19 protein-coding genes are annotated in these 26,035 nt (G+C 55.2%); 11 read left to right on the forward strand and 8 right to left on the reverse strand.

All coding sequences use genetic code 11. The annotated features are described in order from the left end of the window. Nucleotides 1-2 precede the first annotated feature (2 nt). The gene (locus G491_RS0128305; protein ID WP_157468694.1) at nt 3-1,979 is read left to right on the forward strand and encodes a glycosyltransferase; all 1,977 of its coding nucleotides are present in this window, start codon (nt 3-5) and stop codon (nt 1,977-1,979) included. Between the two features lie 534 nt (nt 1,980-2,513). Here the strand turns inward: G491_RS0128305 and G491_RS0128310 are convergent. From G491_RS0128310 to G491_RS0128320, 3 genes are read right to left on the reverse strand one after another with little or no spacing between them, the layout of a single operon-like run. Next, a complete protein-coding gene (locus G491_RS0128310; RefSeq protein WP_015949958.1) occupies nt 2,514-2,984 on the reverse strand; it encodes an HXXEE domain-containing protein in 471 nt (156 codons plus the stop codon). Nucleotides 2,985-2,997: 13 nt separating this feature from the next. Continuing rightward, nucleotides 2,998-3,669: a DUF2959 domain-containing protein gene (locus G491_RS0128315; RefSeq protein ID WP_015949959.1), complete on the reverse strand. Its 672-nt coding sequence runs from the start codon at nt 3,667-3,669 to the stop codon at nt 2,998-3,000. A gap of 48 nt (nt 3,670-3,717) precedes the next feature. Next, on the reverse strand, nt 3,718-4,656 hold the full coding sequence (locus tag G491_RS0128320) for a hypothetical protein (RefSeq protein WP_028316929.1): 939 nt from the start codon (nt 4,654-4,656) through the stop codon (nt 3,718-3,720). Nucleotides 4,657-4,916: 260 nt separating this feature from the next. Between G491_RS0128320 and G491_RS0128325 the strand changes: the two genes are divergently transcribed. The 3 genes from G491_RS0128325 (at nt 4,917) to G491_RS0128335 (ending at nt 6,818) form a co-directional block, all read left to right on the forward strand. Beyond that, a complete protein-coding gene (locus tag G491_RS0128325; protein WP_028316930.1) occupies nt 4,917-5,240 on the forward strand; it encodes a hypothetical protein in 324 nt (107 codons plus the stop codon). A 62-nt stretch (nt 5,241-5,302) separates the two neighbouring features. Continuing rightward, complete coding sequence (locus tag G491_RS0128330; protein ID WP_015949962.1) at nt 5,303-5,935, forward strand: hypothetical protein; 633 nt, start codon at nt 5,303-5,305, stop codon at nt 5,933-5,935. A 76-nt stretch (nt 5,936-6,011) separates the two neighbouring features. Continuing rightward, the gene (locus G491_RS0128335) at nt 6,012-6,818 is read left to right on the forward strand and encodes a 2-amino-3,7-dideoxy-D-threo-hept-6-ulosonate synthase (protein ID WP_015949963.1); all 807 of its coding nucleotides are present in this window, start codon (nt 6,012-6,014) and stop codon (nt 6,816-6,818) included. A gap of 160 nt (nt 6,819-6,978) precedes the next feature. Here the strand turns inward: G491_RS0128335 and G491_RS0128340 are convergent, their stop codons facing one another. Continuing rightward, the gene (locus tag G491_RS0128340; RefSeq protein WP_028316931.1) at nt 6,979-8,355 is read right to left on the reverse strand and encodes a beta-propeller fold lactonase family protein; all 1,377 of its coding nucleotides are present in this window, start codon (nt 8,353-8,355) and stop codon (nt 6,979-6,981) included. A gap of 177 nt (nt 8,356-8,532) precedes the next feature. On the opposite strand from G491_RS0128340, the gene G491_RS0128350 reads away from it, so the two are divergent. The 7 genes from G491_RS0128350 (at nt 8,533) to G491_RS0128380 (ending at nt 21,235) form a co-directional block, all read left to right on the forward strand. Continuing rightward, nucleotides 8,533-10,020 (forward strand): glycosyltransferase family 39 protein, encoded by a 1,488-nt coding sequence (locus G491_RS0128350; RefSeq protein ID WP_028316932.1) that lies wholly within the window; start codon nt 8,533-8,535, stop codon nt 10,018-10,020. 217 nt (nt 10,021-10,237) lie between these two features. Continuing rightward, entirely contained in the window at nt 10,238-11,185 is a 948-nt protein-coding gene (locus G491_RS0128355) for a DUF7065 domain-containing protein (RefSeq protein WP_028316933.1), read from the forward strand. A 10-nt stretch (nt 11,186-11,195) separates the two neighbouring features. Then, entirely contained in the window at nt 11,196-13,670 is a 2,475-nt protein-coding gene (locus G491_RS0128360) for a PEP/pyruvate-binding domain-containing protein (RefSeq protein WP_028316934.1), read from the forward strand. Between the two features lie 15 nt (nt 13,671-13,685). Beyond that, complete coding sequence (locus tag G491_RS34810; protein ID WP_028316935.1) at nt 13,686-16,091, forward strand: hybrid sensor histidine kinase/response regulator; 2,406 nt, start codon at nt 13,686-13,688, stop codon at nt 16,089-16,091. Between the two features lie 154 nt (nt 16,092-16,245). Further along, nucleotides 16,246-18,234 carry a neutral/alkaline non-lysosomal ceramidase N-terminal domain-containing protein gene (locus G491_RS33030; RefSeq protein ID WP_051327580.1) on the forward strand — a complete coding sequence of 663 codons (1,989 nt, stop codon included), beginning with the start codon at nt 16,246-16,248 and terminating at the stop codon, nt 18,232-18,234. 71 nt (nt 18,235-18,305) lie between these two features. Then, nucleotides 18,306-20,756, forward strand: a complete 2,451-nt coding sequence (locus G491_RS0128375; protein WP_028316936.1) for a tetratricopeptide repeat protein — start codon at nt 18,306-18,308, stop codon at nt 20,754-20,756. Next, nucleotides 20,753-21,235, forward strand: a complete 483-nt coding sequence (locus tag G491_RS0128380) for a zf-TFIIB domain-containing protein (protein ID WP_028316937.1) — start codon at nt 20,753-20,755, stop codon at nt 21,233-21,235. Before G491_RS0128375 ends, G491_RS0128380 begins: the two co-directional genes overlap by 4 nt. Nucleotides 21,236-21,328: 93 nt before the next feature. Here G491_RS0128380 and G491_RS0128385 read toward each other — a convergent pair whose 3' ends face one another. The 4 genes from G491_RS0128385 to G491_RS0128400 form a co-directional block, all read right to left on the reverse strand. Next, nucleotides 21,329-21,700, reverse strand: coding sequence for a YdbL family probable chaperone protein (locus tag G491_RS0128385; protein ID WP_028316938.1), 372 nt, complete (start codon nt 21,698-21,700; stop codon nt 21,329-21,331). A gap of 21 nt (nt 21,701-21,721) precedes the next feature. Next, entirely contained in the window at nt 21,722-21,940 is a 219-nt protein-coding gene (locus tag G491_RS0128390; protein ID WP_028316939.1) for a YnbE family lipoprotein, read from the reverse strand. A 50-nt stretch (nt 21,941-21,990) separates the two neighbouring features. Continuing rightward, nucleotides 21,991-24,555: an intermembrane phospholipid transport protein YdbH family protein gene (locus G491_RS0128395; RefSeq protein WP_028316940.1), complete on the reverse strand. Its 2,565-nt coding sequence runs from the start codon at nt 24,553-24,555 to the stop codon at nt 21,991-21,993. A 235-nt stretch (nt 24,556-24,790) separates the two neighbouring features. Then, on the reverse strand, nt 24,791-26,035 hold the full coding sequence (locus G491_RS0128400) for an acyl-CoA dehydrogenase family protein (RefSeq protein WP_028316941.1): 1,245 nt from the start codon (nt 26,033-26,035) through the stop codon (nt 24,791-24,793).

A 26,035-nucleotide genomic window follows, 5' to 3' on the forward strand; every position in this document is an offset into this window, starting at 1 on the left:
CCTTGGATGAAAACCGTCTGCCGCCCAAATCCATCCGCCATCTGCTGATTACGGCCGAACACGCCGGGTTTCAGTATCGCGGCGGGATAGGGTCTTACGCCCAGGAAATGGAAAACCTGCTTGGCGGCGACCGTTTGGGGGTATTTTTTGTGGGAGAAAAGGAGTACTCCCCGGCCAAGTTTCCGTCCGAACAATTCTTAGGGCGAAAGCGCTGGATCGTCCCCTCCTTGATCGTGGGCCAGGATCAATGCGCTTTTTTGCCCAAAGAGGACCTTGTCTACCTTTGCTTCAAGCGCATTCTGCCCCTTTATCCCCGCTTGGAGACCGTGGAAATTCAGGATTGCGACGGCTGGGGCGTGCGCATCGCCCAGGCCAAGCGGGCCGGGCTGGTGCCTGATAGTTTGACGGTCAAGATTCGCTGCCATGGAACTTACGTCTACCTGGAGCAGGCCCACGGAAAATGGTGGGCGGATCAATACCATTTACGGCTTATGGCCCGGGAGAAGCAGGCCATAGAGCAGGCCGACTGCGTGAGCTTCCCCACGGATTTTCTCCGCGATTTGTACCAGCAATCCGGGTACAGCATCAGCCCGGACCGGGTGGAAAAGCTCCGCTATCCCCTGGCCTTGCCCACCGCGCAGGAACCGGTGGAATTCCGGCGGGCCGACTCTTTGATTTTTGTTGGAGCCCGCACGTCCATGAAAGGCTTTCCGGTATTCGTAGAGGCTTTGAAAAAACTGCTGGCCGGGCCGGCCGGCGGGGCTGTGCGACAAATTTACATCCTGGGTTCCACGGACCCGGCCATGGCGTGGGAAAACGCGTATATCAAGGCTTTGGGAAAGCGGCTGAAGGTCAGGGAAGCGGCCCTGCCCCGCCGCAAGCTCCTCAAAACCCAGAGCATACTTCGGGGCAGGGCGGTCTGTGTGCTGCCCTACCTGGGGGACAACCACCCCAACGCCGTGCTGGAAGCCATGGCCTGCGGATGCCCCATGATCGCCGCAGATCGCGGGGGAATTCCCGAACTCATCCCCGCGAACTATCACGATCAATGCCTCTGCCCGCCCGATCCCGATTCCCTGGCTGAAAGCATGACCCGGCTTCTGACCATGAAACCCAAGGAGCGCCAGGCCCTGGCCGAGGGCTTGCGCCGGGAATATCTGACCACGCAGCAGACCATCAATCAGGCGCACTGGCGCACGGAATCCCCTGCTAAAACTGCGCCTGCGCTGAAAGCCAAGCCTCGGGAAACCGTGCTGCTGGTCCTGACGGAATCCCCGGAAGACGAACTGCTGCAGGCCCTGGAAGAGCAAATCCGGAAGCCGGACCAAACTTTGTTCATCCCCAAAGAATCCTTTGGGAAAGCCCTGCAATCCCTGCAGGAAGAAAACAAGGAGGGGATTCTGGCCATCCTGGATGCCGACTATCTCCCCGAGCCGGAATTCATCCAAACCCACGCCCGCTATCTGGAGCAAAATCCCGGGACGGGCGCTGTCTCCGCCTATTGCCGGGAACAGGGAGGCCGGGTCATCCGTCCTTTGGGGGACGGGCTTTTGCTGAACATGGCCGAGGATTGCCTGGGGCATGGGGGCGCGGCGTTTTCCCTTTCCCATTTGCGTGAGGCCGATTTGTTGAGCCGGGATAGAATAAAGGCGCCGGAGGATCTTTTTCCCGCGCTTTTAGGCGCCGGAGGAAAAATCGGGGTGATCCCGGAAGTTCTTTCCCAAAGAAAGGCCCGACCGAATGCGGACAGGGACTTCACCCGAGGCTTGGCTCTCGGCTTCCTGGCGGATAACCTTCCCCGCTTCGAGGCCCTGCGTTTGGCCGGAATCATGCAGGATTATGCGGCCATGCAGCAAACCCCGGCCATCGCCATCGCCCGGGAGCTGGAAAACTATCCATTCCTGCTCCGCCTGGGCCGGGCCGCCCTGGAAAAGGCCGCCAGGATTTATTTTAGAATCAAATCGCATAAAGACGCGTGAACGCGGCTGTGCTCTTTGGGAAAGGTTCCAGGGAGCTGCTCCTTGTGCCACATTCCCAATGGGGGGGGCTATTTAAAACTGATGCTAATATGATCCCATGGCGCAACAGAAAACCATCTCCCCGACAAAGGGCAGCCCTGGCAGGGCAGTATTCTGCCGGGGTGCGCAGCACATGCTTTAAAACCTTTGCAGCAGCGGATTTTCAAAATACTCGATTGAAGGATAACTCGTCCAAGGTCAGATAAAACGAGGCGTCAGCTATTCCGTAATGTAGAGAATGTCATAAGAATTCAATAGGTTTGCAATATGCATTCCCACGCACAGCATGGGAACGAGTTCTTAACCAAGACCTTCCGCCCGCCTAGCAGCCCTGCCTTTGATAAATATTCCTGGTCGCTCCTTTTGCGCTCCGCGCCCAGGCAAAAAACTGCCTTGCCTGGGCCACCCAACTACTTTTTTTGCCGCCGGGATGATCGCCATAATTCCAGATCTGAGTTACTCTGCACCCCCCACGGCAGTTTTGGGGTTATTCTTTTATTTTTCCTTTTCCTTCGCCGGGCTGAGGCCGATGTTTTTCAGGATGAGGATCATGGGCAGAAAGCCGAGAATCAGGGAAATCCCCGCAGTAACGGGCCCCAGGGCGCCGGAGGTGTAAAAGTGCGCGTACACAAATCCGGCCGCCGGAACGTTGAAGAAGGCGCCGGTGATTACGCCGGGAGAGTACACCTTGTAGGCCAGGGTGGTTGCGGCGTGGTATATGAAGTTAAACACGATGTAGCTGGCGGTGGACAAGCCCAGGGCCAATGTCCATTTGCCGGGCAGGAACACGGCCAGCCCCACGGCGATGAGCATGTACGCGCCGATCACCGCGTTTCCCAGGAGAAATTGCCGCCGGTCAAAATCCGGCTTAAAGGTTTTGGCCCATTCCACAAAACGAGGATTTTCCTCGATCCCTACGTGAATCAACTGGGCTATGATGATCAGCCATAATACGTTTAGGTTCATAAAAAAGCCTTTTCTATTGAGCCTGGAATTCCTGGATAAACTGGTTGGAGGACTCGATAGCCGCGTTCATGTTTTTGATCAGCACGTCAATTTCTCCCTTCAAGGAGGAGAATTCCGAACGCAGGGAGCTGATGGCCTGGGCGTTCAGGTTATGCTTGAGGAACAGGACGTTGTCCTGGAAGGTTTCCAGGATGGGCGTCATGCTTTTTTCAGCGCGGTGCATGCTGGCCAGCATTTTGTTGTAATGGGATTTGGTGGCCGAAAGCTGCTTTTGGCTTTGAGCGCGAAGGTCGGCGCGTTTATAAAGAGCCAGCTCACTTTGCCATTCTTCAAACAAGGCGTCGGCCACGGATTCAATGCCGTCAATTCGGTCGGACACCCGTTCGGCGGCCTTTTTGCTGTCCTCGAATTCCGCGTTCAAGCGGTCGTAGGCCTCGCTCAGGTCGCTTGTGGGAACGTGGACCACGCTTCTGAATTGCTCCAGGGCGGACTTGAATTGCTCCTGGGCGTCGGTCTGGGCGTCCCGGGCGTCCTCCACCCTGTCCACCAGGATGTCCCGCTTATGGATCCCGACTTTTTCCATGGCGTTATAATAGGTGGACTGGCAGGCGGCCAGAACCGTCAATAACAGCGCCGCGGTAAAAAGAATTGCGTATTTTTTCAAAGGCTGATCCTTCTGCAGCATTTCGCGCTCTCCTAAAGCATCAAAAAATTAATTGATCCAAAAACTTAGCTACTGGCCGGGCATGGACTGCAGAATTTTCACCGAATCCCATTCCCATATTCCGCCCTGATTGGCCAGGGCGAAGCCGGTGAAGGAATCCCTATAAAACAACTCCACCGTGCGAATCAGGGTTTTTCCGTCCACCATGACCAGCATATTGCCATTCATGTCCCGGCTCCATTGAATCCGGTGCAACTGGCCGTCTTCCAGCATAGGATATTGACTGGCCATGTCAATGACATAACTGCGGCCGCCTTTTTCCCGGATGATCTGGATGGGCCGGTCCGCGGACGGCGACGCGTTGTATACAAGCCGGTACAGGGCCCGGGCCGGGTTTCCGCCCATTAATACCATTTCCATGGCCCCCTGGGAAGGCTCGGCCGCAAAGGAAACGTCCGCCTCAAAGGCCGCCGGGATGGAGCATGCGGTTTTGATGACCGCCGGGGTTTCATATTCCTTCACGCTTTGGGTCGCGGCGCCCTGCTGGGAGCTTTGGTCGTTCGTGGCGGCGTCCAGCATGCCTTTCAAGAGTATGTTGAGAACCTCCTCCCCCTGGTTGGAGCTGCTGCTTTTTTTGGCGGCGGCTTTCTTTTCGTTCACCTGGCTGCGAAGGCGCTTGCCTGGGGTGACCAGAAAAAAGCCCGAGTCCACGGTCCAGCGAGGAGAGAGCTTGTAATTGCCGTCCGAAAAATCGTCAGAAAAAAACACCGCACGGATTTTAGCCTTGTAGGCTTCCACCAATCCCCGCAACTCGTCCAGAAAACTGGGATGGGCGATCATTCTTTTGTCCGCGTTCTCTATGGCTTTTTCCAGGTCCGAAATCATGGATTGCAGAGTTTGGACGCTGGAGTCGCCGTCGTCCGCTGCAGCGGAAGCCGCCGGCATGGCGAATAATAATCCTGCAATCAGGATGCACGCAGCCAATTTTTTTATAGTATGATCCAACATAAAAAGTCCTCCTGCACCGGGCGTTATGGCCGAACCAGCAAGTCAGGGCGCTAAAGGGCCGCCCTTCCTCGCAAAACGGGCTTTGATGCGTTCCCTGAAACGCGTTCCTGTTCCGACAAAGATTTTGGTTGCTGACGTTACTGGGTAAACCATACCAAATCAGGTTATTGCATGGCAATGTCCTGTTTCACATGGTCTTTAAGATTGACTAAATAATATGAAGATGATTTACTTTCGCTGCTTCAAGAGGGGGGAGTGCATTGCCGCAATTCATCGAAATTTTCCAGCCGAAAAACCAGGCGGAGTTCGCCATAGTGCAGAGTTTTCTCCGCGCGGAGGGCGTGGATTGCATTGAAAAGCGCCCGCGGCATGAGAACGGCCAAAAGCCGCGCCCGGAGAAGGGCCTTCCCGCGCCTTTGTGGGCGCCCGCGGACCAGGCCGAGCAAGCCCGTGAAATCATCGCCGCCTATCTGGAGAAAGCCTCCCTGTCCGAGGAAGATTGGGCCGTCAAGCCGCCGAAAGGCTCCGGCTCCTTTTTGCAGAAAATCCGAAGCCTGCTTATCAGGATTCTGTCCGGCCCCTGACGGGTTGCGGCTTCGGTCCCATTGTTACTTTTTGCAATCCTTAAAAGCACAGGAGGTAAGCCATGACCCCGAATTCCCAGGCCACCCAGGCCATATTGAGAGACCCCAGCAATTTCCAGTGGTATATCATTCCCTTGCTGCTGCTCGTCCTGTACGTCTACGCCAATGAGGTTCAGCACAAGCGATGGAGCGTCATCCTTGGCGGCCTGGCCTTGTGGGGCATGGATTGGTTTAACGAAATCTGGAACAGCCTGTTTTTGCACTTCACCAATTTTGCGCCTTGCTGGGGCTTGGCCAAGAATTCCTGCTTTATCATCCTCACCGGCCTGAATATAGAAATTTGCTTCATGTTCGCCATCATGGGCATTGTGTTTTTAAAGCAATTGCCCGAGGACAAGGACATGAAAATCCTGGGCGTGAACAACCGCTGGTTCATGTCCGTGGTCTTTTCCCTGCTGGCCGTGTTTGTGGAGATCCTGCTTAATCTGGCCGGCGCCCTGGTCTGGGAGTGGGGTTTCTGGAATATCAAGTTTCCTGTGTTCATCTTTTTGCTGGGCTATTTTCCGTTTTTTGTTGTTGCCTTTAAGGTGCATGATATGGAAAACAGAAAGAATCAAATCAGGGCCGTTTTGGGGATCCTGGGATTTGACTTGGCCTGCCTTATCGTGTTCGGAGGCGTCCTGGGTTGGATTTAAGCCCCGTCCTGATTATCACTATGGCGTTTTTACGTGCGAAATCCGTGCAAAGATTTCGCCGACGGGAGGATAGGTCGTGTCCAACATAGGAAAAGAAATACGGATGGAAAGGCTTATGGACCGCAACACCGGCAGGATGGTTGTGGTTCCCATGGACCACGGCGTGACGGTCGGCCCCATATTCGGGCTGGTGGACATCGCCCAGGCCGTGAACACCATCGCCGAGGGCGGCGCCAATGCGGTCATCGGGCATATCGGCCTGCCGCGCTGGGGCCATCGCAAGGGCGGCAAGGACATCGGGCTGATCCTGCATTTGTCCGCGTCCACCATGGTTTCCCCCAGGCCTAACAAAAAAGTCTTGGTCAATACCGTGGAAAACGCCCTCCGTATGGGCGCTGACGGGGTTTCCGTGCACGTGAACCTCGGGGACGACGATGAGCCCGCCATGCTGCAGGCTTTGGGCGAGGTGGCCGTGGAATGCAACTACTGGGGCATGCCTTTGCTGGCCATGATGTATCCTCGGGGCCGGAACATCGAAAATGAAACCGATCCTGAAATGGTGCGGCTGGCCGCCCGGGTGGGCGCGGAGTTGGGCGCGGATTTCGTCAAGGTAAGCTACACAGGCGATCCGGAATCCTTTGCCAGGGTGGTGGAGGGGTGCCCGGCGCCGATCCTCATCGCCGGGGGCAGCAAACTCTCGGCCGAAGAAATGTTCGTGACCATTGAAAACGCCATGAAGGCCGGCGCCAAAGGGCTTTCCGTAGGCCGCAACGTGTTTCAGAGCAAGGATCCTGTGGCCTTTTTGCAGTACGCCTGCTCCATCGTGCATGATGGCATGACCGCCCAGGAGGCTGCGGAAAAATACCGGGAAAAAGTCGGCTGATACATTTCCGCCCATCGCTGAAAAAAGTAAACGCCATTCCAGGGGTTCCCGTTCCCGGAATGGCGTTTTTAATGTCGGGAGGCGGGATGTCCTTGCCATCGGTCGCTTCCGCCAGGGCCTTGCCAGTGACCCTCTGTCCCCGACAAACCGTATTTACTTCTTAGTGAAACAGGCTTCCGATAAAACAGTCGTTGTCGCTGCTGTCGTCGTCATCGTCATCGTCGCTTTCGTCCGTTGTAGAGGTGACCGCCGAGGTGAGGTCCGAATCCGTGGCTTCCGTGTAGGAGGCGATTTTGATTCCGTATTTCACGCCGTCGTTCAGCCCTTGAATGGTGTAAAAATAGTAGTCGTTGCTGTTTTGCGTCGGGTCGGTGACAAGGGCGTGGAGCTTGTACTCCGAGTTGCTGGAGGAATAGTTCTTTACTTCCACCTTATAGCCTTCCACGTTCCACGCATCGCAAAGCCACTTGATCCTTATGGTGGACTCCCCTATGGAAACCACTGTCAAGTCCGTGGGGGCGTCAATCTCATCTCCGCCGATAAATGATCCCAGGCCCATGGGCCCGTTCAAATCCGTGATATTGGACGTGTTGAGGTAAGCGTTGTCCATGATGGTCACGTTTCCATCCAGGTCCACAATGCTCAGGGTGTTGTCCGTGGAGTCGATCACGTAGGCGTCGGAGCCGTTAAGCGGAACGGACAGGCCGGAAGGCGAGGAGCCCACGGCCACGCCTTCTTCCAGCACGGAGAAGGTGACGGCGTTGATGATGCTGACGGTTCCGTCGGTCCGGTTGGCCGCATACAGGTAGCTGTCCCAGGAGGCCAGGGCCAAGGCGTAGGGGCCATTACCCACGGTGATGGTTTTCACCACTTCCAGTTCGTCCCCATCGATGACGGAGATGGTTCCGTCGCCTTCGTTAGCTACGTATACGTAGTCGTTGTGTCTTGCGGCCACGATTCCTCCGGGGGAATCTCCCACGCTGATTTCAGAAACCCCGTCGGAATCCACCACACTGACCGTGTCGTCATCCGCATTGGTTACGAATATGCGGTCTCCGTCATTAAGGACGGCGACGCCCTGGGGCGAGCCCCCCACGCTGTATGTTCCGGTTTTGGAAATATTTTCAGGATCCGAGATGTTCAGCTTGACTACCTGTTCGTTGGAAGTGCTGACCACATAAACGTACTCTGCGTCTTTATCAATGGCTATGCCTCCCAGTTCTCCGCCGATGCTGATGGTGTCAATGACTTCGTCCTGGGTTGTGGCAATATGGCTGGTCTGAATAACCGAAACCGTTCCGCTGATGGAATTGGCCACGAACACGTATTGGCCGTCAGGGGTTACCACCACGCCCTTTGGGCCGTTTTCCACATCAATTTCCGCGGTAATTTCATCCGTGTCAAAGTCCACCACGGCTATGGAGTCCGAGCCCGTGTTGGGAATGTATGCGTACATGCCGGCAAAAGCGGCGCCTGAGCCTAAACACAAAAAAATGGCTGCAATGGTAAAAGTGACTGCCGAATTAACGATTTTCATTTTTTCTCCTGGTCTAAGGGGCCGCTCTATGGCGGCCTCCGCAATTGTCGTTTCGCTAAGGGAGTCGGCGCCGAACAAGGTTTGGTTACAAAGTCTGCAGAAGTATCAAATTTTTTTGGGGTGTGTTATAAAAGCCGTCAATAAACACGATATTCTGCTGGAAAGAGATCCGTTTTGATGAGAATTTCCCCCTACGCGGCAACCTTGGCTGGAGCCATTTTGATTCTTTACGCTCAGGGAGGTTTTGTTCCCGGCTACTCGCCGGATTCCGTTCAATACCTTGCCTGCGCAAATAATCTGATGGATGGAAAAGGCTTCCACTCCTTTGACGGCTTGCCTTTCACCGGCTGGGCGCCCTTGCAGCCGCTTATAATCGCCTTCATGGGCATTTTGGGGATGAATCCCGTTACAGCGCCTTTTTGGATCAGCCTGTTCAGTTTGGCGGGTATCGTATTTACCGTACATTATGTTTTGGAACGGAGCCTGAGCAGCCGGCCTTTAATAATAATCGGAACATTTTCCATGCTCATGCCGGCCATGTTCGCCTTTTATTATATGGCTTGGTCCGAGCCGCTTTTTTGCCTTTTGGCCCTGTGGCTGGTTATTTTTTTTCACAAATACCTGGAGCGGGAAAAAGCCGCGCTTCTGGCTGCGGCCGGCGTCATGGCGGGCCTGGCTTGTTTGCAGCGTTATATCGGCGCCTGCCTGGTTATGGCGGCGGTCTTTCTTTTGCTTGTGCGGCCGAGCAGAACGGGGTTTTTGCAAAGGATAAAGGAGTGCCTGCTTTTCGGGACCATCGCCTCCGCCCCGGTTTTTGCGTGGATGGCCAGAAACTATGTGACCGTCTCCTATCTTACCGGGCCGCGCAAGCCTTCCGGCCACAATCTTTTTGAAGTCCTCAATACATTCGGCGCCACGGCCGCTTATTTGGTTTATCCGTGGGACATGTCCAAACCGCTTAAGGCCCTCCTGATTTTTGCGGCGGCGGGATTTATGGGATTAGCATTCAAAAAAGCCGGCGGCGTTTCCATGGCCGTCAATTCCTTCAAAAAGTGGACCTTCCCCTGGACTTTGGGAGTGATGACCGCCGCTTACATCAGCGCCATCTTTTTGACCTATTTGAACACCCTTCTCGACGACTCCGCAACGCGTTACATAGCCGTTTTTTATTTCGGAATCATCATTTTGGCTTTCTGGCTTTTTGACCGGGCTTCGTCAACAAAGGACGCTAAATCCCCGGAGCGGACAAAAAGCATTATCATGCTTGTGTGTGCAGCGTGGCTGGCGGCGGGACTTGTTGGATCGGTAAAGAATGCCGCGGATTTGCACAATGCCGGCGTTGGCAACTACCATGAAAAAAAATGGGCGGACTCGGGGACGGCGCAATGGATAACGGAAAACCCTCCCACAGGAAGGGCTTACAGCAACCTCGCCCATTTTGTCTATTACAAGACAGGCGCCGAATGCCGTCTGTTGCCGAAAGAGCGGTCAAAGCTCGACATGCTTCACGCCGACGTCCTTGAAAACGGCTCCGTGCAGGTGATCTGGTTTAACGCTGCCAATCGAAAGCCTGACTATAGCCTGGATTCATTTATGAATAAGTACCGGGTTGTTATCAATGCAGCGCTCAATGACGGAAAAGTCCTAACCCTTTATCCGTCATGAGTGCTGCGCCGCTGTTTTAAAGCCGGCGTCCACTTAATTCGCCTCCGTCTTCAAGCCCTATCTGCAGCGTGCCTCCTCCTGCGTTCACTTTTCTTGTCATGCTGATTTCCTTGTGATATCATGTTTCTATGCATTTGTACGATCGGATGAAATATTGCGTTTTTTAATTCTGTTCAGCCCGGATGGAAAAACCGCCTCACGGACTTGTGGATATTCTATGCTCAAAGACGATGATTACGGCTTTTTGGAAGGAAGGCATGAACCGACTGACGATCCGTTTTGGCAGGAGTCCTGGTATTTCAATTTTGCAGACTCTGAAACCGACACTTACGGACTGACCCGCATTGCGTATTGCCCTTATAAGGGAAAAGCAGACGGATTGTTGCTGGCTTCCATAAACGGGCGGCCCGCCATATTATACCCGGCAGTGGGCAAATCTTTGCAATCCAGGGAGGTTTTCATCAACCCGCCTGAGTGCTTGAAAACTAGAGGCCTGGAGTTTGCCTGCCGCTCCCCCATGGGCCGTTGGGACTTGAGGTTAAAAACCCGAAACGTGGAAATGAACCTGGCTTTCAAGGCGATAACCCCCATGCACATGTTTCCGGAAGTGATTACCACGGACGGAAAGTCCGCCGCCGCCAGGCATTACGAACAAGGCGGCGCGGTCAACGGCGTGATTCGCCGGAAAGGAAAGAAAAGCGAGATCAACGGCATGGGGCAGCGCGATCATTCCTGGGGCCCCAGGCACTGGTCCGGGGTGGGATCGTGGACCTGGATAAGCGCGCAATTCTCCTCGGGCTGGGCTTTTAATTACTGGAACCTGGGAGAGGGGTCGCCGGCGAAAACCTGCGGGTTTCTGGGCGACGCAAAAGGAAGCGTGGATTTGATCCAGGGAGAGGCGGAGTGGAAAAAAAAGGACGGCTCCGGCCTGAATCTTACCATAACCCCGGAAGGCCAGTCAGTCAGGGAAATTGCTTTTCAGGGAAGGACCCGCTGGTCTTTGTTCAAAGACGGAGCAATCATTAATGAGAATTTCGGCGTTTTTTCCTGCAACGGCGAGCAGGGCGTCGGCGTAGTAGAGCGTCTGTATAAACCGCGTTTCGGCTTGGCGAGCTACTTGCCGGAAGTCCCCAAAATGGTCGCACTAGGCCTGCAAAGCCTGTAAGAGAAGAGTTATGGCGCTTAAATCCAATCCCTTATGGACGCCCATCTCCAAACGAACCAAACCGTCTATCGAACTTCAGGGCGGAAAAGGGGCCAACCTGGTGCGTCTGGCAAGGGCCGGATTTCCCGTTCCGGGCGGAGTGATTCTAACCACCCGGCTGCTGAAAAACGCCGACCAAAGCAATTTGTCCCGGTTGCAAAATCTGATTTGCAAAGCCTTGGCCTCCTTTCCCGCCCAAACCCAATGGGCGGTGCGTTCGTCAGGAACCTCCGAGGACGGCCATCAGGCCTCGTTTGCAGGCCAGCACGATACCTTTTTGAACGTCCCGCGGGATGAACTGGCCGCCCGGGTTCTTGATTGCCTGGACTCCTCAAGATCCCTCCACGCAGACGTTTATCGCGATAAAATGGAGCAATCTTCTTCATCCTCCATGGCGGTGGTGATTCAGGCCATGGTCAACGCCCAGTGCGCCGGAGTGTTGTTTACAAGGCACCCTGTGCTGCCCCATGTGGATTGCATTGTGGTGGAAGGCATTCCCGGTCTGGGCGAGGACTTGGTCTCCGGGCGAAAAAATCCCGACCGGCTGGAATTGTCCCGTTCGGGAAGGCGTTTGGAGGCTGTTTTTTACAATCCAAACATGCAGTGCCTTGACGCCGTGGGCGATGCCATTTTCTGCGAAGCCGCAAACACTATAGAGAAAGCCATGGCCGCCCCCCAGGATGTGGAATGGGCTTATGACGGCCGAAAATTGTGGATTCTCCAAACCCGGCCCATAACCACCTTAAAGCGCCCTTCCAAGGTGTGGACCCGGGCCTGGGGCGACGAGTTCTGGGCCGAGGCCACCACGGATTTGCAATATACGCTCATGGGGCGCTGGATCAGGGACGACTACATCAGAGATCTTGGCCGCATTTGCGGGTGGGACTTTTTATCCCGGGTGGAGCCCTTTGAACGGATTAACAGCCACGTGTATTTCAATCCCGAGTACATGCGCAGGCTGCTGCGCTTGGTTCATCCGGCCATGCGCATGGAGCGGCAACTGAACTGGATGCCGCCTTATTGGCGGGCCGAGGCCTCTTCCATAAAATTCCGGCCTGCCGCGCTTGCGCTGAGCCTGCTTAGATCCTCCCTGGCGGACAAAAATTCGGGCATGCTTTCCCATTACAAACGATTGCCCAAGTACCTCAAGCAAGTGCAGGAGACGCTTATTCCCGAGCTTGGGCAAGACTTCTCCCCCCTGAGCGACAAGGAGTTATGGCAAAGGCTTATGCGGAACGACCGCATGGGCAGGGCGCATTTTAAGTTCGTGCGTTGGGGCCTGGGCTCCTATTTGGCGCCTACCCGGATGATCTGCGCCTGGATTTGTGAAAACTGGACCTCCCGCACCCAGACCGCCGACCCGGAAGGTCATTATTTTGAAATGCTTCTCACCAGCCCGCAGGGAAACAGCACCACCCGGGTCAATGAGGAAATTGAGCAGCTAAGCCGTTTGGCCTCAAAGATTCCCGGTCTGCGGGAGCGTTTGATCTGCTCGCCGGACTTACCCTCCCTGGATGACATCGTGGCCATGCCGGAGTCAAAATCCTTTGTCTCGGAATTTAATGGCTTTATCCAACGCCACGGGCATCGCGGCAGTTCCCGGGAAACCCGCCTTCCCCGGTGGATGGACGATCCGAGCCTGATTCTTAACAACATTCTTGCTTTTGCAGCGTCCGGCATGGAAGGAAGCAAAGTAGGGAAAACAAAGGACCGAAAAGACTCCTGGCTGCAAGAGGTAAGGCGGCAGCCCGGCGGCTGGTGGAAAAGGGCTATTGCGGAAAAGTCTTTGTCTCTGGCCAGGGAATACGTTAGATACAGGGAGAATCAGCGCTACGCTCTGGACTACATCCTGGCGGACATGCGCCGCGTCATCCTGGAGATGGCGTCAAGATTAAAAACAAAAGGCCTGCTTAAGCAGGAAGACGACATATTTTTTGTAACTTATAATGAGTTGAAATCCTTGTGGGACGGCGCCGCTTCAATGCCTCCGGATGTGGAGGTCAGACGGGCGGGCTTTTTAAAGGACTCCTCCCGGCTTCCTCCTGAATGGATTTTGGATGGAGAGCCTTTTCCCAAAAAAAGGGTTGCGGCGAAAAACGGCTTTCGCGGAACTCCAGCCTCGCCCGGCTCCGCCAAAGGAACGGCCCGGGTTGTGATGCGGGTGGAGGATTTACGGAGCGTACGCCAGGGGGACATCCTGGTGGCGCCCAATACGGACCCCGGCTGGACCCCGGTTTTCGGGCTGATTTCCGGCCTGGTCGTTCAGACGGGCGGCATGCTTTCCCATGCGGCTATCGTAGCCAGGGAATACGGCATCCCGGCCGTAACCGGCGTGGCGGAAGCCTGCCGCAATATCAATACAAACGACTATCTTGAGGTCAACGGCAGGGACGGGACCGTTGCAATATTGAATTTCACCGGGGATGAGCAAGCCCGGGCCATATAATGCGGAGGCGCCAGAATGGACCCTAAAAGTCCCAGGAAACAGCAAAAGCCTTTTGATCAGAGCATACGTTATAAGTTAATGCTCATCCAGTCGGTTATTTTCGTTATTCCCGCTTTTGCCATCGCCTATTTTTTGTATGAAAAAAAGATTCTGCTCGATTATTACAATGCGCTTATCTTCATCTTTGTTTTGGCTCTTATTCTGGGCGGATTCATCCTGCTGCGCCAGATTCTGGACCGCGTGGCGGACCTGGCTGAATTCGGCAAAAAAGTGGAGCAGGGAGACTCCACAGCCCTGGCAGCGGCGCAATTCGAAGACGATGAGCTTGGCGAAATTTCCGGAACCATAAACAACCTGATAGCCAAGCTGGAAAAAACCACGGACAGGGCCAATCAGAGAGTCATAGAGCTTTTGTGCATTAAGGAGTTCGCCGACGCCGTACGGGAGGAGCGCAGCAAGACCAAGCTCATGCATCTGCTTTTGGAAAAAGCCATGGCGGCCACGGGCTCAGCCTCCGGGGCTGTGTTTATCAGGGACGAGAGAGGGTCCAACTTTTCCTTGGTGGATTCCCGGGGCGTGGATCCCGTCCTTGCCCTGGATTCCGGCGCCCAGATGATGGAACTGGTGAAATCCGGCGAGATGGGGCCTGGCAGTCCGACTTTTGTCGCTCCCTTGATTGAGCAGGATCGAATGATCGGCGTTATTGCGTTGGGCGCCAAGCAGGGCGGGGCGCTTTTCACCGAGCAGGACCAAAACGTGCTTTCCATTATGAAGGACCATCTTTCTTCAGGGTGCGAGGCCGGATACCTGGACAGCGAACTGCAGGACAGGGTCCGGGAATTGAACAAACGCACCGAAGACCTGGAAGAGGAGATCAGAATACGCCAGGAGACGGAGGACAAGCTCCGCAGCATTTTGGAAAGCTCCTCGGCCATATCCATTGTGTCCACCGATCTGGATCAAATTATTCGATACTGGAATAAGGGCGCTGAAAATATTTTCGGATTCACGGCCGAAGAAATGATCGGCGAGAAAATCACCAAGATTTATGTGGACGATCCCCAATCCAGGGAGATTTTGTCCCAGGCCAGAAATCACGTCATAGAAAACAAGGACGCCACGTCCTGTGAAGTCCGGGAGCTTTCCAAGGAAGGCTCGGACAAGTGGGTCAGGCTTAATCTTTCCGCTAGAATGGACCAGGACAAAAATGTCATCGGGCTTTTGGGAATAGGAGAGGACATCACCGAGCGCAAACAGCTTGAACAAATGCTCCTGCACGCCCAAAAAATGAAAGCCATCGGCACGCTTGCCGGAGGCGTGGCCCACGACTTCAACAATATCCTCACCAGCGTCAGGGCCTACACCGAACTGGCCCAGTTCCGCATTGACAACCAAGGCGCGGTGCAGGAAAGCCTGGACCAGATTATGAACGCCACGGACCGGGCCAAGGAGATGGTCAAGCAGATCCTGAATTTCAGCAGGCAGACGGGGGAAGAGAAAAAACCCGTGCAGCTCGGGCCTGTGATCAAGGAAGCCGTCACCCTTTTAAAGGCCGCCCTTCCTTCCACCATCGATGTCGTCATGGCGCTTAAGGAGTGGGAGTGCATTATTCACGCCGACGCCACCCAGGTGCATCAGATCATCATGAACCTCGGAACAAACGCGGCCCACGCCATGGTTCAGAGCGGCGGGATTTTGCATTTTTCCATGATCCGCGAGGAAGTGGACAGAAAGACCGCCGCAAAGATTCCCGAGCTTAAAAGCGGAAACTATATCAAATTGCGGGTTCAGGATACCGGGTGCGGTATGGAGCCCGAGGTTATGAAGCATATCTTCGACCCCTACTACACAACCCGGGAAACCGGAAAAGGCTCGGGCATGGGGCTGGCCGTGGTTTACGGAATCGTCAAGCAGCACGGCGGCGCCATTGTCGTTAAGAGCAAGCCCGGAAAAGGGACTTTGTTCGACGTTTATTTTCCCATCGTGTCCGAGCGTCCCAAAAGCAGTCCCAGAAAAGCAACGGACATTCCTCACGGGACGGAGTCCATTTTGTTCGTGGACGACGAATTGGCGGTTACCGAGCCCTATCTGCGCATCCTGGAGGATTTGGGTTATACGGTGACAGGGTTTACGGACGGCATGGAGGCTCTGGAAGCCTTTAGAGCAAACCCGAGCCATTACGACCTGATTATTTGCGACATGACCATGCCTAAAATTACCGGAGAAATGCTGGCCCAAAGAGCCAAGGACGTCCGCAGCGACATCCCCGTAATTATTTGTACAGGGTATTCCGACGCCATGAGCGAAGAAAAAGCCCGGGAAATGGGAATCCAGGCTATGCTGCCCAAGCCTTTGGCTGTGGAGGAGCTTGCCGCGGCGATTCGAACGGTTTTGGCGGGCAAATCCTATAACGCAGCCTAAGGGAAGCCTTGACAAAATCCTGGGCTTGGAACATATTCCTACGAGTGGTCAATTCGGAGGGGCCTGACGGCCCCTTTCTTGCCTCTGCCTGTCCAATCAAACATTCAAGGGGGGTACTGTGCGGCGATTGCTTAAATGCCTTTTGGGGGGGATTATGGGAATGGCTTTGCTTTCCGGCTTGGGAGGATGCGCTGCAAAGCATCTGGCGGTTAACGCCGAAAACATCCGGCCGGAGGTCCAATTGGAAAATCAAACAATGACAGCCGGGTTCGCCAGGGTGGACATCACCCCCGGCCCGGGCATGCCCATGGGCGGCTATTCCATGATGGGCAAGCAGGGCATGGGGTATCGCACCAAGTTGTACGCCCGGGCTGTTTACATCAAGCCGAAGCAGGGCAGGCCCGTCTGTCTGGTTCAATGCGATCTGCTGGCCGGCTCTCTGGCCGTGCACCATAAGGCTGCTGAGATTGTTGCGCAAAAAACGGATGTGGAGCCCGCCGGATTTGTAATGGCCGGAACCCACACTCACAGCGCGCCCGCCAATTTTTTCGGCAGCAATTTTTATAATAAATTCGCTTCCGCCAAAAAGGGTCTGGAGCCGGATTTTTTTGAATTTCTTTGCGACCGTATAGCCATGGCGGCCGTCCAGGCTTATGAAAACCAGCGGCCTGCAAAAATAGCCATCGGCTCTGTGGACGTATACGGCGCCACTCGAAACCGCAGCCTGCCCGCTTATTGGCGGAACGCCAACGTGACGGACGAGCCTCCGGCCGATCAGGCGATCAATCCTTTGCTGCACATGATTCGGATAGATTGCAAGGCGGACGACGGGGCCTATCACCCGGCCGGGGCGTTTACGAATTTTTCCATCCATCCCACGGCCATCAGCACGGGCAACATATTGTATAACGGGGACGTTTTTGCGTACATCGAACGGGAAGTGGAATGGGGAATCAAAAAGGCTTACAACACTCCCTTTGAGCCGGTTCATGCCGCCTGCAACATGACCCACGGGGACAACACCCCGGAGATTCCGCCTGAGATCGACGAAGGCTTTATCGAAGCCAAACGGGTGGGTAAGATTGTGGGGCGGGCCGCCATGGATTTGTTCACATCCCTGGACGGCGAACTCAATGACGATGTTCCGGTCGGCTATTTCGCCAAGGAACTGGACGTGCTGGAAAGCCCAGCCAAAGCGGACGCCGCCGTCTGCAGCCGGGCGGTTGTGGGGTGCGCTCTTACGGCGGGCGCCACCTCCCGGTACACGCCGGTCCTGCACAAAATGCCTCTTTTCGCCCCTGGATGGCCGCGCAAGGTGTTCACCCACGGCTGCCAGGCGGAAAAGCGGGTGGTTGGCGGCCCGTTTCAATACCTGATTTTACCCCGGGAGGATTTTCCCCACGTCCTCTTTCTGCAGACCATTCGGATCGGGGACGTTGTCATCATGCCCATTCCTTTTGAAACGTGCATGGAGCAGGGGGCGCGGATCGCGGCATCGGTGAAGGAAAGCGCCGAAAAAGCCGGCATGGAGGGCGTGAGCCATTATTATGTCATGAGCTGCTCCAACGGTTATTGGGGATACGTAACCACGCCCGAGGAATACTCCCTGCAATATTACGAAGGCGGCCATACCTTGTACGGCCCCGGGACCGGCGCATTTTTAGCGGCCCATCTTTCGGATATGGCGAAAAGCCTGGCTTCCGGCGATCAGGCCCCGGATTTGCCCTCCTCATGGGCCTTTGATTTAAAAACAAAGCATTATCTGATCAAAAAGGACGCTCCGGCGGAGGAACGAAAGGTGATCGGCCGGCCGGTCTATGAGCCGGAAGGCGACAACCTGGAAGCCTGCTGGACTGTATCCTGGGAGGACCTGCCGCCGGGCGTCATGGCGTTCGACCGCCCCATTGCTTCCGTGCAGGAGATGGACGGCGATCAATGGCGCGTCCTGACAAAGGAAGGAGAGCCCATTGACGACTCGGGCTACGACATCTCCGTCCAATTTGTTAAGATGAATTCCAAGACCGGCATGGGAATATACCAGGCGACCTGGCATGATCCGGTTAAGGAAAGCGGCAGGAAATTTCGCTTTGCCATTGCGCCGGGTGAACAGGGAGAGTATATTTTCTCCGACACCTTTAACTGAGCCGGTTTGCGCATCACTCAACGGGGGAACGTCGGCGCGCGCATTCCGGCAGCTAAGGAAATCATCGGATTATGGCGGATTTTATAGCAACCAGCCGGAAAGCCCACCTTCTGATTTTATGTTGCCTGACCATTGCGGTTTTTGCCAATTCTTTGGAAAGCCCCTTTATCTGGGATGACGAAAGGCTGATTCAGGATAACCCGTGGATAACCGACGCGAGGAACATCCCCGCGTTTTTCTCTCCGGATTATTGGGACCAGCTTCATCCCATAAAGAGTTCGTCCCAATACCGCCCTGTGCGGGTTTCGTCCTTTGCCCTGGATTACGCCGTTTGGGGCGAAAATCCCACGGGCTATCATTTGACCAATTTGCTGCTGCATCTGGCCAACGTCGTGCTGCTGTATTTTGCGGTCTTTTGGCTCCTGGGCGGAAAAAAGAAGGAGCAAGACAAGGGCGCCTTGCTGATTCCCTTTGTCTGCGCGTTGCTTTTCGCCATCCATCCCATCCACAGCGAAGCATTGAACCTGATTAAAAACCGGTCCGAGCTTCTGGCCTTTTTGTTTGTGCTGAGCGCCTTGGCCCTGTTTGCAAAGGCAAAGGACAGGGACGGGCTTTCATACGTGCTGTATCTGGCCGGGGCCCTGGCCTGTTTCTTTTTGGCCCTGGCTTCCAAGGAAACCGCGCTGGTGCTTCCGTTTTTAGCCCTTTGGCTTCTTTGGGTGTTTGACCGGGAAAAAGGCTTTTTATCCAATGGATTTCAAGTCCTGCCCATGTTCGTGCTGATGGCGGGATTCGCAGCTTTTCGTATTTTGGTTTTTGAATCCCCGGAGGCGGAGCCCCGGACGGTATTGGAGCTGGCGGCGCACGCGTCCATTATATTCAAGACTATCGGCGCTTACGTCTTCATGCTGGTTTTGCCTATAAACCAGACCGTGGACATCCCCATGCCGGCCAGTCTGGCCTCTCCGGACGTGTTGATCGGCTGGGCATTCTTGATCTCTGCTTTGGTCTACGCATTCAAAACATGGAGGAAAAACCCCGAGTACCTGTTTGCCTTGGGATGGATCGCCCTGACCCTGGCGCCCGCCTCCAACCTGCAATATCTGGAGTCCCGGCCTCTGGCCGAGCAACGCCTGTACATGCCTTCCGCCGGCTATTGCCTGATTTTGGGGATTTTGCTCGTCCGTCTTATGAGCATGGACCGCAAGGCTCTAAAAAATCTGGGCGTCGGGCTGGCAGTCGCGCTTGCCGCAGTTTATGTCGGGGGAACGTTTTTTCAAAACAGTTTATGGAGAGAGCCCGTCAAGTTATGGACCAGAGCTTTGCAATACGTGCCGGACAGCCCCCGCCCATGGTATAATCTGGGCAACGCCTATATGGCGAAAAGAATGTACACCGAAGCGGTTACGGCCTTTGAAAAAACGTTGGAACTGGACCCGGGGGACCCCGACGCCCTTAACAACCTGGCCTGCGCCCAGGTTAGTCTGGGCCTTTTGGACGAGGCCACGGCGAACGTCCGAGAAGCCCTGAAAACCGATCCGAACAGCGCGGTCGCCTACTACAACCTTGGCAACGCCATGGCCAAAAGCAATCGCTTGTCCGAGGCGGTCATGTATTACGACATGGCCGTGGGCCTGAAGCCGGACTTCCCCATGGCCCAATGCAACCTGGGCTACCTTCTTTATAAAATGGGCAACCCTGAAAAAGCCAAGGAGCGCTTGTCCATTGCTTTGGCTTTGGACCCGGAAAACGCGCTCATCCAAACTGTCATGGCTAATGTGCTGTCTGCGGAGGGAGACCTGGAGGAGGCCCGCGTCCATTATCAAAAAGCTCTGGAACTGGAGCCTGATCAATCCCAGATTCATTACGCATACGGCAACCTGCTTTCCAAGCTCGGGGAGGTGGACCAGGCCGAAGAGCAGCACAGGGCGGCCCTGGAAAACGACCCGGAAGATCCCAGGTTCCACGCCAACATGGCCAACACCCTTTCCCGCCAGGGAAGATACGGCGAGGCCATGACCCACTATCATAAGGCCCTGGAACTGGAGCCCGGCAACGCCATGATTCACACAAACATGGGCATCGCCCTGGCGGATCAGGGCAAGGTGGATGAGGCGGCCTCCCATTTTAAGGCGGCCATGAAAAATCAGCCGGATTTCGCCCCCGCCTATTACAACATGGGGTTTGTTCTGGCCAAGCAGGGACGGCATCAGGAAGCCTTGGAGTACTTTGGCAAGGCCGTGGAGATCAAGCCGGATTACGGCCAGGCCTACTATGAGGCGGGCAATTCTTTGGTCCATACGGGGCATTTGAACGAAGCCGTGCAAAGCTATAAAAAGGCCCTGGAGCAAGAGCCGGATAACCCGAAGATTTTGCATAACCTGGGCATTGTATATGCCCAGGGCGGTGAACTGGAAACCGCCGTGGATTATTTTGAAAAGGCCCTGGCCCTGCAGCCGGACTACCACGAGGCCGCCAAACATCTGGAGCAGGCGAAACAGCTTATGGAGTCGCAAAAATGATTTGTCCCAACTGCGCCCAGCCCATGGAAGAGGTCTTGGTGCAATCAACAACCGTGGACGTATGCACAAAAGGGTGCGGCGGCATGTTTTTTAATTACCAGGAACTGGAAAAAGCCGGGCGCGCCAGAAAAAATGATCCCGCGGTGCTAAGCGAGACGGGCGCCCTTTCCGCAAGGTATAAAAAGAATCTGCAATGCCCTTTTTGCAGGGCGAAAATGAACGCCCGAAAAATAAGCCGGGACATTGAGGTGGTTGTAGATGTCTGCTCCCATTGCGGGGGCTTGTGGCTGGACAAAGGCGAGTTCGACAGCATTTGCCGGGCTGCCGAGCAGGGCGCGCCCTTTCCTTCGGGCTGGAAGCCCATAGAAAATAAATCTGCAAGCTGGGTGAAGAGTTCCCAAAACTCAGGCGCCTTGGAATTTATTGCTGATTTTTCGTTTGATGTTGTTTTGGATATATTTTGGGGGCTGCTTGATTAGGGACCCTCAAAATACAGAATCAATAAAAAAACGCCAAAGGATCTGTGCTTCAATCCTTTGGCGCGACATTTTTGGGTTTATGGAAAACGCTGGTTATTTTTGATACCACTGGCCTTCGGCGTTTTGGAGCCAGTGGCCCGGGTCGGCTCTTTCCCCCAGTTGGATGGCACGGCGTTGGCCCACCAGTTCGGGAGTGGTTCCCTGTTTTTGGGCGATGTATGCATAAACCTGCTTGCGGTCCGCGTTTTCCGCGTTGACCAAATCCTGGCCTTCCCTGGAAGATCCTCTGAATTCAAGATAGCCTTGATTGTTTTCGCCGATAATCCCTTTGGCTTTTAACTGCTCCAAGGCGGGCAATCGCGAAGCCATGCGTTCTTTAATGCCTTCTCCAAAGCTGGCGCCTGCAAAGGCGAAAGCCGTAACCAGAAACATGGCTATGAACGCTGTAAAAATCCTTTTATTCATAATGCTTCCTCCTGTGCATTTTTATTCCGTGGTTTTGGTCGTGGGGGAGGCGGAATCCTGATTGGCTTCCATGTTATCCAGGTCGCCGAAGAAGTCGTCCAACGCCTTGTCCACCTTGACGTTTACGTTGACATTCAGGTTGACTTCCATGGGCGCCACCTCAATGCGATGTTCGGTCCTGCATCCTGCTGTTATCAGAAGCAGGGCCGCCGCCGTAAAGATAAAAACGTTTTTGGTCATTTTGCTTTCTCCCGGCCTGTTAGGTCGCGGCGCAGAGCGATTCGTGCGCCTTAAAAGTAATCCTTCAGTTTAATGCCGTATTTTAAAATCAGGTCCAAGGGCAGTTTGATGTTCAAATTGAGCTTAATGCCCTGGAATATGGCTCCCTTTTCCGGGTTGTCCACTTTTTGGAAGTTTCCGGTTTTGGGGTCCGGAACCAAAGGCAGCGGCCCCGAAGGCTTGCCGTCAAGCTGGAGCTTGAGCATCAGGTTTTCGCCTTCCGAATTGATTTCCAGCTTGGCCCATTCGTATTGATAATCCTCCAGCGCCAGCTTGGCAAGGGCTATCTGCCCGGCCTGGGGCGTGCCGGAGTTGATTCCGTTCATGAAGTCGTCGCCGCCCTTGATCTTCAAGGCGCCGCCGTCTCCGGGCGTGGAGTACAGGTGGCCCTGGTCAAAGCGGAAATTGCCGTCGGTAATGCGCACGGGCACAATGCCGTTCAGGCTGCCTGAACCGTTGGCGCTGGGCGCTCCCAGTTGCTTGAGAAGCTCCACAAAGTCCAGCCTGTCGCAAAATAGAAGAAGTTCATAGTCCGAAACCCCGGCCTGCAAGTGGATGGCGGGGCTGTACACCCGGCCCTTGCACCAGCTAAAGCTGCTGCGTTCCACAAAAAAGGACTGGGGGCTTTCCACAATGAACTCCACCCGGCCCTTGTTTATCTGAATATTGCCGGCCTTGATGGAGTCAAAGGAAAAGACCTGCCTGGGTGCGCTGCGCACCGCAACCAGATCCTCCATGTTCAGGGACAGGCTGACGCCGTTCATTTCCATCTGGTATTCTGGCGCCTGGATCTTTCCGCCCGTCAATGAGGCTTCCATGCCGGTTTCCAGCTTACCCCTGTTGAACGAAGCAAAGCCTTTGACCGTCAACAGCCCGTCGAAGGTATAGCCCTTTAACCCGTCGGCGAAGCGCTTCATGTCCAGGCCGGAAATCTGATGGCCATCCACCCCGAAGTGGGAATTGAGCTGAAACTCTCCATTATCGTCCAGGCCAGCATTGCCTCCGAATTCGATATTAAGCCCGGGAATTAAAAGGTCCGGGTGATTTCCGGCCAGGGACAGGAACATGTCCTTGCGCTCCAGGTCCATGGAGGCGGAGCCGAGTCTTTTTCCGGCTAAGCTGATGGACCTGATGGAAAGGCTTCCCTGATCCGTCTGTGAAGGATAAGTAAACGGCATTTTCCCCTGTATCCCGGAGGCCTGGAATTTAGGGCTGATGCCCCAAACCCTGGCGTCTTTAAACTCGGTTACGGCGCTTACAACAGGTTCTTTGCCGGGCGCCAACACCACCTTGCCAGTGCAGTCCAGGCCCGGAATTGTCGCCTGGGCGACGCCTGTTTCTACATTTATGACGGGCAGGGATGCAAAAAAGTCTACAACCATTGCTCCTTTGTCGTCGGTCGCGCCATGGGCTTTCCATTCAGGCTGGGCGACAAACGCGATGGCTGCTTCGTGTATTAGGGTGATGTCCTTTTTCGGAGGAATGTTTTTTATGGAAAATTCCAGCTTGCCGTCGCCGGACCGGGCCGCCGTGAACTCCACCTTGGCCTGGGCCGGGGTTTCCATGGAAAAAGGCAGATCCGGCAGCGCGCGGACTTTATAATCAAACCCTCCGGACGCCGTCAGGCCTCCGTCCTTCAATAGAACGCTTGTTTGCAGGGCCGGAATCTCCACATTGACCGGTTGGGAAATGTGAATATTTTCCAGGGCCAGGTCGGCTTGATTATTCTGAAACGAGGCCTTTAAGGTCAGGGGATTTTCCTGGGTCGAGACAAGCCTGACCGGGCCGGAGAGGATTTGCCCCTGGATAAACGCCGCCGAACCGGATACGGGCGCCAATTCCGCCTCATTCCAACCTCCCTGGGCGTTCAGTTTAACCCCTCCCTGCACCAACACGCCGGAAAGACGATGGATGAGGTCGCCGAATCGTCCGGCGTCCAAAACGTCCGAATCCAGGCGGACTTCCATGTTCCGGGCGGGGAGATTGATTGCGGCGTTGCATGCGATATCCTGTCCCCGCGGGAAGAGTTTCACATTGCAGTCAAACACTCCGGCGCCGCGCGTTATAAGGTCTGCGGCCAGGGCCAAACGATAGGCCTTGCCGCCCCAATCCAGGTTGACGGACGCGCTGTCCAGGCTGATGGCGCCGATTTCCACGGGCAGCTTTTCCGGCAAAGCAGGTGCGCTGTCGTCCTCCTGGGATTTGGAAGCGGGAAGCTCCAAATCTCTTAACGAAAAACTTTCCCCGTCAAATTGGGCGTAAACCTGAACGCCGGCGATTTTTATGGATTTGACTTTTTTATGGAGGAGGTCCCAGGGGGAGTAATCCGCCTGAACGGACGCGATGGTTGCAGCGGGCGCCGCCGGATCGCCTAATACAACGGAGCCTATGTCGGCCCGGAACAAGCTGATGTTTCTGACTTCCAGGCTGAGGTTATCGATCCCGGCTTCCCCGGCGTAAAAAGGCAGTTGTTTTTCCACCATGCCCGGCAAGGCCCACCACAGACCCAAGCCTGTGCCTATGATCGCCAGCAGCAGAATCCACAAAACCATTTTGATTTTGGAGCCTAAAGCCATGGAGGCGTCTTCTCAATCAGCCGGGCTGCAACGCCGGGTGTGCAAGGGCAGGCTGCGCTGCTTTGCCTGCAACATAGTCGAATATGAATCCAGCCTTTCGAACCTGTTGAACTATGGTATTAGTTTCGGCGCCCTGTCAACCATTTCTGCAGAAAACAAGGGCGCCGTCCCCCTGAAAAAAAAAGGAGGCCCCATTTTTCCGGGCCTCCCTTTGGCGTGCGGCGGATTCGCCGATTTATTCGTAAATTTTTTCGTCCGGAGCTTCGGCTTCCTCGGCGTCCAACTCCATGTCCCGAACTATGTTAGCCTGCTTGGATTTATAGAAATCCTTGTACCATTCGTGGGCGATGACCATGGACATGACTTCGTTGGAGCCGGTCCAGATGGTCGCCAGACGCAGATCCCGGTACATCCTCTCCACGGGGAACACGTTGGTGTAGCCAATGCCGCCCATGACCTGCATGGCGTTGTGAACCACCTTCTGGCAGGATTCGGTGACGAACTTTTTGGTTTCCGAAACCATGCGGCGGGTTTGCCCGGCATACGGGGCTATGTCCGCAGAGCGGCCCGTGGTGTATACCAATGACCGGCAGGCGTCCAGAAGCATGGCGGCTTCGGCGATCTGAAAATTGACGCCCTGGAAATTATTGATAGTCTGGCCGAAGGCTTTGCGCCGGGTGGTGTAGCCCGTGGCTACATCCAGGGCCGGCCTGGCGGACCCGATGGTCATGGCGGCCGTGCCCAGGCGCTCGGGAATCATCATGGTGGTGAAAACCGGATAGGCGCCGTGCACCTTGCCCACCACGTTTTCCTTGGGCACCTTCACGTCCTTGAACACAATGCGGCCTGCGCCGCCGCCGCGGCAGCCCATGAGCCCGTAAAGATATTCCACGTTCACGCCGGGGCCGCGATCCACAATCAGGCAGGAAAGGGATTCCTGGGGCTTGGCATCGGGGTTGGTCTTGGCGTAGACCAGGAAATAATCCGCGCCCTCGGCGCCCACGATAAAGCGCTTCTGGCCGTTCAGGATGAAGTGGTCCCCCTTGTCCACCGCCGTAGTGGTTGCGCCGAAAAAGTCCGATCCGCCCCGGGGCTCGGTCAGGCATTCCGCCGCAAAAATGTCGCCGGCCAGCAACGGCTTGACGTATTTTTCCTTTTGCTCGTCCGTGCCGTGGAGGCAAATGGCGTCGCAAACCAGGTCCGCGCCCACGCCGAAGGTGCAGGAAAAAATATAGCCCAGGGTTCCGATTTCCTCCACTACCGCGGCGGAGCCGGCCCAGGACATGCCCCGGCCGCCCCATTCCTTGGGATGGCGCACGCCCAACAGGTTGCGGCGGCCCGCTTCCTGCAAAAATTCCTTGGGGAACTTGATCTTGTCCGCGTCCATGTCCAGGATCATTTGGCGCGGAATGGTTTTGACAAACTCCCTGGCCTCGTCCCTGGCTTTTATTTCCTCTTCGTTCAGCAGAAAGTCAAACAT

It is taken from the genome of Desulfatibacillum aliphaticivorans DSM 15576 (genome assembly GCF_000429905.1).
Classification (GTDB): domain Bacteria; phylum Desulfobacterota; class Desulfobacteria; order Desulfobacterales; family Desulfatibacillaceae; genus Desulfatibacillum; species Desulfatibacillum aliphaticivorans.